Annotated in this window: 4 protein-coding genes and 1 pseudogene; 3 read left to right on the top strand and 2 right to left on the bottom strand. The window is 63.8% G+C overall.

From position 1 onward, the window contains the following. The 3 genes and pseudogenes from ACS3WA_RS06390 to ACS3WA_RS06380 all read left to right on the top strand — a co-directional run. Window positions 1–204, top strand: a pseudogene (locus tag ACS3WA_RS06390) (ABC transporter substrate-binding protein); the annotation flags it as partial. Window positions 205–208: 4 nt separating this feature from the next. Next, the gene (locus tag ACS3WA_RS06385; RefSeq protein ID WP_438277700.1) at window positions 209–1717 is read left to right on the top strand and encodes an AMP-binding protein; all 1509 of its coding nucleotides are present in this window, start codon (window positions 209–211) and stop codon (window positions 1715–1717) included. A gap of 85 nt (window positions 1718–1802) precedes the next feature. After that, window positions 1803–3038, top strand: a complete 1236-nt coding sequence (locus ACS3WA_RS06380) for a GGDEF domain-containing protein (RefSeq protein ID WP_438277699.1) — start codon at window positions 1803–1805, stop codon at window positions 3036–3038. Window positions 3039–3043: 5 nt separating this feature from the next. On the opposite strand, the gene mfd is transcribed toward ACS3WA_RS06380, so the two are convergent. Further along, entirely contained in the window at window positions 3044–6571 is a 3528-nt protein-coding gene (gene mfd / locus ACS3WA_RS06375) for a transcription-repair coupling factor (protein WP_438277698.1), read from the bottom strand. Then, window positions 6568–6858: a succinate dehydrogenase assembly factor 2 gene (locus ACS3WA_RS06370; RefSeq protein ID WP_438277697.1), complete on the bottom strand. Its 291-nt coding sequence runs from the start codon at window positions 6856–6858 to the stop codon at window positions 6568–6570. Before ACS3WA_RS06370 ends, mfd begins: the two co-directional genes overlap by 4 nt. Window positions 6859–7017 lie beyond the last annotated feature (159 nt).

Here is a 7017-nt window from a genome sequence, read left to right as displayed (position 1 = left end):
GAGGCCCGGAGCCGGTCCGATTTCGTGGATGCGGTTCGCGCGCTCGACCGGGCCCTGATGTCCGGCTTCTACGTAATTCCGGTCTACAACGTCCAAGAGCAATGGATTGCACGCTGGAATCGGATAGAACGACCGGCAGCGACCGCGTTGACCGGATACCTCCCTGAAACATGGTGGCAAAGGCCGCCGAAGCCGAGCCAGTGACGCCGTGCTCCAGAACAACACATCGCCCACGCTGGATGAACTCTTCGGCCGCATCCTCGCTCGGCAGCCGGATCAACCGGCCCTGATCGATCCGCCCGACAAGTTGCGGGTGACCGGACAGCCGCCGCGGCGCCTGAGCTTTGCACAGGCCGACCGGGCCGTCTCGGCACTGGCGGGCCATTTTATCGAAGCTGGCCTGCCGCCCAATTCGGTGATCGCGGTTCAACTGCCCAACACCGTCGAACTGGCGTTGACCATGCTCGCCGCATTTCGCGCGGGGCTGATCGTCGCGTTGCTGCCCCAGCTTTGGCGGCAGGCTGAACTGACCGTCGCACTCAATCGAACCGGTGCGCGCGCGATCGTCGCCATGGGTCGCATCGACGGCGTCGATCATGCCGACCTCGCGATGAACGCCGCTGCGGAAGCCTTCTCCATTCGCCATGTCTGTGGCTTCGGCAGCGATCTGCCGGAAGGCATGATTCCGCTGGATAACGTCGTCAGCAGTTTGAGCGCCGACAGTTCGCGGCTCGCGATCCAGGATTCGCGCCGTCCCGCGCTGCTGACGTTCGAAGCCTCCGGCTCGGGCTTCCTCGCCGTGCCGCGGACCCACGTCAACCTGATCGCCGGCGGACTCGCGATATTTCTCGAAAGCGGATTGCCTCAGGGAGCAACCATTCTTTCGGCTCTCGCACCTTCGTCATTCGCCGGTCTGGCCTCCTCGTTCGTGATGTGGCTGCTCAGCGGCGGCACATTGGCGATGCATCATCCCTTCGACGAGACCATGATGATGCGGCAGATCGAGACCGAACGTTGCGACACGCTGGTTGCGCCGGCGTCGCTGGCGTTGCGGATGGCGGAAGCCGACGTCCTGTCATCGGCGCGGAGCCTGCGTCACGTCGTCGGTCTGTGGCGGACTCCGGAGCAGGTCGGCTCAAGTCCGCTCTGGCCTCAAAACGGGATCCGGATGACGGATGTCTACCTGTTCGGCGAAGCCGGCCTTTTCGGTGTCCGGCGCGCGGACGATGGGTCGCCTGCTCCGGTGATGCCCGGACCTTATCGGGCGCCGCCCGAGGTCCCTGTCTCATCCACGGCGGGTGAGGTCATTTTGACCCCAAAGGGAACGCTCGGGCTGCGGGGACCCATGGTGCCGGTCGCGGCTTACCCTGTCACGGACCGGCCGGTCGATCCGTTCGCCGCGCTGACGCCGCCGCCGGACTATGTCGACACCGGCTACGCCGCGCGGATCGATCGCGCCACGGGCGGTATAGCCATAACGGCCCCGCCCTCCGGCGTTCTCGCCGTCGGCGGCTACCGGTTTCTTGCGGATGACCTGCAGGAATGGGCGCGGCGGCTGGGGCAGAACGCTATGCTGACCGCGCTTCCCGACCGCCTGAGCGGCCATCGCCTCGCCGGACGCACCGACGACAATGCGCGCGCCCGCGAGGCATTGACAGAACTGGGGCTGAACCCCTTGATGGTAGAGGCCTTTCGCGATCGATCGGTTCCCGGCTGATCGAAATCAGTTCCATTCATTGACGCGGCATTAAGAGCGACAAACTAGGATCGCGGGCATCGGCGCGTATTCGAGCTTCGCAGGAATGTCCCACCAAGGCCCGCTCATCATCGTCTCTTCCGGGAGTCATCAGCCGTCCGCAGCGTTCTTTTCCGGCGTGAACATCCTTCCCGTTGTTGAAACCGATTGGTCCGAGGCGTCGAGCGCAGTTGCGCGGCTACATCCCGCGGCGGTCGTTATCACCACGACAGAAAACGCGGCTCCGGCCTTCGACCGCCTCGCGAACCAGGTGGGTGCGATGCAGCCCTACGTTCCGCTGATCGTCGTCGATCCCGTTGCGCCCTCCCCGGGCAACGCACTTCCGTACTCATGCGCGAGCGGCGATTTCGACCGGCTCGGCGCGCGTCTTACCGCCGCCATGCGGGTACGAACACTGCACGCGACCGTGCTCCGGCGGCTCGCGAGCAATCCGGCCGCACCGGTACGCCAACCAGCCGATGATCCCATCCATGACGCGACCGTTCTCTTGATCGGACGCGGCGCCACCTACCCCGCGCTTTCTGTTGTTTTTGGCGAACAAGTCGGCGTGGTCGGCGCGCTCAGCATCGAAGCGGCGGCGAAGCATCTCAATGCGCGCAGCATGGACGGCATCGTTATCGGAGAAGGATTCACCGGGCGTGTCGTCGAGGCGCTTCTCACCGTACTGGCGGAAGACACGCGCTTTCGTAATCTGCCGATCACCGTCACGTCCGGAAATCTCGCAGCCGCGTATGACCTTCCCAACCTCGAACTGATGTCCGGTGAGCCGGCTCATATTGCAAGCACATTCCTGCCGCTGGTTCGACAACATGCCCTCGAGGCGCGCCTCTGCCGCACGCTGAAATCGCTCGATGCGGGGGGCTTGCTGGATCCGCGAACCGGCCTTCTCACCGTCGATGCCTTTCACCGCGAACTCGACACGGCAATCGATCAGACCCGATCCGATGGAGGGCGGCTTTCGGTCGCGCGGTTCTCGCTCGACCGGACGCTGGAGCGCCAGCTTTTCGATGCAGCGCGTATCCTCAGCCGGCTGATGCGGCGGATGGATTTCGGCACGCTCGAAGACGACGGATCGATCATTGTGGCTTTCTCCGACGTCGATCCGCGTAACGCCCATACCATCGCGCGGCGGCTTTCCAGTGTGATGAAGCATACGGCGCACAGCAGCAAACGAGCCCTGCGGGTCGATCCCCATGTCGCCTTGACGGCGTCCCGGCCCCACGATTCCGCAAAATCGCTTCTCGCCCGATTGAACGATGCGGCGCATCGCGCGGCGTCGTAACGACGTTACGCCGCCTTGCGGTCTTCCGCGAGATTGGCGAGTTGGCGCATGATTTCGGTGGTGCCTGTCAGGCGTTCCTCCGGCGTTTCCCAGTTCTGGAAGAACACCACCTTCATATCGGGACGAACCCTCGCCGCCTGCCCGTGCTGGCGGATGAAATAGACCAGCCGATCGGGTTGCGCGAACTTGTTGTCGCGGAAGGAAATCACGGCGCCCTTCGGCCCGGTGTCCACCTTCTCGACATTGGCGCGACGGCAATAGGCCTTGATCGCCGCGACCTTGAACAGGTAACGGACTTCATCCGGCAGCGGACCGAACCGGTCACGCAACTCTGCGGCGAAATTGTCGATCTCGTCATCGGTGTCGAGGTCGGCCAGCCGGCGATACAGCGACAGCCTCACCGCAAGATCGGCGACGTAGTCTTCCGGGATCAGGACCGGCATGCCGATTGTGATCTGCGGCGACCACCGCTCGTCGTCGACAGACTCCGTCATGCCGGACTTCAGGTTCTGGATCGCCTCTTCCAGCATCGACTGGTAGAGCTCGAAGCCGACCTCCTTGATGTGGCCTGATTGCTCCTCGCCGAGCAGGTTTCCAGCCCCACGAATGTCGAGATCGTGCGATGCAAGCTGGAAGCCTGCTCCGAGCGTTTCAAGCGATTGCAGAACCTTGAGGCGGCGTTCGGCCTGCGCCGTGATCTTGTGCGTCGAAGGCAGCGTGAACAGCGCGTAGGCGCGCAGCTTCGATCGACCGACACGACCGCGCAACTGATAGAGCTGCGCCAGTCCGAACATGTCGGCGCGATGCACGATCAGGGTATTGGCGGACGGAATGTCGAGACCCGACTCCACGATGGTGGTGGAGAGCAGTACGTCATATTTGCCGTCGTAGAAGGCCGACATGATGTCCTCGATCACCGTCGGCGGCATCTGCCCGTGCGCGACCGCGACTTTCATCTCCGGCACGTGCTTGTCGAGAAACTCCTTGACCTCCGCCAGATCGTCGATGCGCGGCACCACGTAGAAGGCCTGACCGCCGCGATAGCGTTCGCGCAACAGCGCCTCGCGGATCATCAAGGGATCGTGCGGCGCCACGAAGGTGCGCACCGCGAGCCGATCGACCGGCGGCGAGGCAATGATCGAAAGGTCGCGCACGCCGGTCAGCGCCAGTTGCAGGGTGCGCGGAATCGGGGTCGCGCTCAGCGTCAGCACGTGAACCTGCGCGCGCAACTGCTTCAACCGCTCCTTGTGGCTGACGCCAAAGTGCTGTTCCTCGTCCACGACAAGAAGTCCGAGATCCCTGAACTTGATCGACTTGCCGAGCAGTGCGTGGGTGCCAACCACGATATCGACCGAGCCGTCGGCAATTCCTTTCTTGACCTGCGTCAGCTCCTTCGGCGACACCAGCCGTGATGCCTGCGCGACGTTGACTGGAAACCCGCGGAACCGCTCGGTAAATGTTTTGGCGTGCTGGCGCGCCAGCAACGTCGTCGGTACCACGACGGCGACCTGCTTGCCGTCCAGCGCGACGGCGAAGGCCGCCCGCAACGCCACCTCGGTCTTGCCAAAGCCGACGTCGCCGCACACCAGCCGATCCATCGGCCGGCCGCTCTCCAGATCTTTCAGCGACGCTTCGATCGCACTGAGTTGATCTTCGGTTTCCTCGTAAGGGAAGCGCGCGCAGAACTCGTCATAAAGACCGGATTGCACCGGCAGCTTCGGCGCTTCGTGCAATTGCCGAGCCGCTGCAACCTTGATCAATTCGCCGGCGATCTCGCGAATACGATTTTTCAGCTTGGCCTTGCGGGCCTGCCAGCCACCGCCTCCGAGGCGATCAAGTTCGACATTGGCCTGATCGGACCCGTAACGCGACAACAGTTCAATGTTCTCGACCGGAAGGAACAGCTTGGTCTCGTTGGCGTAGCGCAGTTCAAGACAATCGTGCGGCGCGCCGCTCACTTCAAGCGTCTGCAAGCCGACGAAACGCCCGATGCCGTGCTCGACGTGGACGACGAGATCGCCGGCCGCGAGACTGGTCGCTTCCGAGATGAAATTCTCAAGCTTGCGGCTCGCCTTGCGCGGCCGCACCAGACGATCGCCGAGAATGTCCTGTTCGCTGATGACGGCGACGGTCTCCGTCTCGAATCCCGATTCCATGCCGACGACAGCGAGCATCACCTCATTGCGGGGCGTGGCCTGAACCGTGCGCCACACATTGACGCTCGTCAGGTTGAGCAGCTTGTGGTCCCGCAGCATGCTCGCCATGCGATCGCGCGAACCCTCGCTCCACAACGCGACGACGACTTTCTTTCGCGCGGCCTGCAACGCCTGAATGTGGGATACGACGGATTCGAAAACGTTGACGGTGGCATCCGCTCGCTCGGGCGCGAAACTCCGCCCCTGCCGCGCGCCTGCATCGATGACATCGACGGCTTCGTCGGGCACCGCGAAAGGCGTCAGCTGCACCAGCGCGGTTTCGCTGATGCGCTCCGTCCACTCATCCGGCGTCAGATAAAGCCGGTCGGGCGGAAGCGGTTTGTAGACGGCACCGCCGCCGGAATGCTCAACGGCCTCGCGCCGCGCCTCGTAGTAGTCCGCGATCTGCTTGAAACGCTCGTTCGCCGCGTCCTCGCCCTGTGGCTCAACGGCGATGGTCGCGCCATCGAGATAATCGAACAGCGTGTCCATGCGTTCGTGAAACAGCGGCAGCCAATGCTCCATGCCGGGATACCGCCGCCCCTCGCTGACGGCCTCGTACAACAGGTCGTCCGGTCCGGGCGCCCCGAACGCGGCGACATATCCCATCCGGAAACGCCGGATGGTTTCTGTGACGAACTGGAATTCGGAAATCGGAACCAGATCGAGCGAACGCACGTCGAGCAGCGTGCGCTGGGTTTCCGCGTCGAACGAGCGGATCGATTCCAGGGCGTCGCCGAAGAAATCGAACCGGACGGGCTGGTCGAGACTGGAAGGAAACAGATCGAGGATGCCGCCGCGCACGGCATATTCGCCGGGCTCGCGAACCGTCGAGGAGCGGTTGTAGCCGTTGTGCTCAAGCCATGCGACGATTGAGTCCATCGGCACCACGTGGCCCGGCGCGACCGACAGGGCCTGGGACGCGACGATCTCGCGCGCGGGCACGCGTTGCACAATGGCGTTGACGGTCGTGAGCAGGATCAGAGGCGCTTCGCTGCCCGCCAGACGGGACAGCCGCGCCAGCGTCGTGAGCCGCTGCGCAAGGACGCCGCCGTGCGGCGAAACCCGATCGTAGGGCTGACAGTCCCATGCCGGAAACTGCATCACCGAAATATCGGGCGCGAAAAATTCCAGCGCGCGCGCCAGTTGCTGCATGCGCGGACCATCCCGGCAGATCACTGCGAGGCTGACGGCCGAAGCCTGCCGTCCTGCCTTGGCCTTGATGGCGCGCGCGAGGTCCGAAGCGACAAGGCCCTCCGCGCCTTCCGCGACGTTGGCGAGCGTCAGCGGGCGACCGGGCGACAGCGAGTCTGCGGGCGATCGTACGGTCGTCTTCATGCGTCCGGACCTGTCGGCGAAAACGACCTGATACGATCAAACAGAGCCGTGCGGTATTGGGGAGCCAGCGGAAGGCCGCCGCTCAACGCGGCATACAGGTCCGGGTCTGGGACCTCGATCAGGCTCTCGAGATCGATCAACTCCGCATCGGTGAGCGAACCGATTTCCGCATCGGCAAATCGACCCAGGATCAGGTCCATCTCGCGCATGCCGCGATGCCAGCAGCGGAACAAAAGCCGTTTGCGGCGGTCGTCAAGGCCGCCGCTCGATCGTGTCGATCCCGTCATCAATCCCATCCGAACGCCGAAAGCCCGGACGAGCCGGGCCGGCATCATATAGCGCCGGCGAATGGGGATGTCAGCACCCGTTCACGCATTGCATAATCCGAAAATTGCATTCAAGGCTTCCAGCGTACCGGTCCCACCTCGCCATTCGTCGAGTCGCGC

It is taken from the genome of Nitrobacter sp., assembly GCF_051535235.1.
In the GTDB taxonomy this organism is placed as follows: Bacteria; Pseudomonadota; Alphaproteobacteria; order Rhizobiales; family Xanthobacteraceae; genus Nitrobacter.
This window is presented reverse-complemented; position numbering and strand designations above follow the sequence as displayed.

Excerpts from the sequence above, each read along its gene's own strand:
- ACS3WA_RS06380 (WP_438277699.1), top strand. The coding sequence starts at position 1,803 with ATGTCCCACCAAGGCCCGCTCATCATCGTCTCTTCCGGGAGTCATCAG.
- mfd (WP_438277698.1), bottom strand. The coding sequence starts at position 6,571 with ATGAAGACGACCGTACGATCGCCCGCAGACTCGCTGTCGCCCGGTCGC.
- ACS3WA_RS06370 (WP_438277697.1), bottom strand. The coding sequence starts at position 6,858 with ATGACGGGATCGACACGATCGAGCGGCGGCCTTGACGACCGCCGCAAA.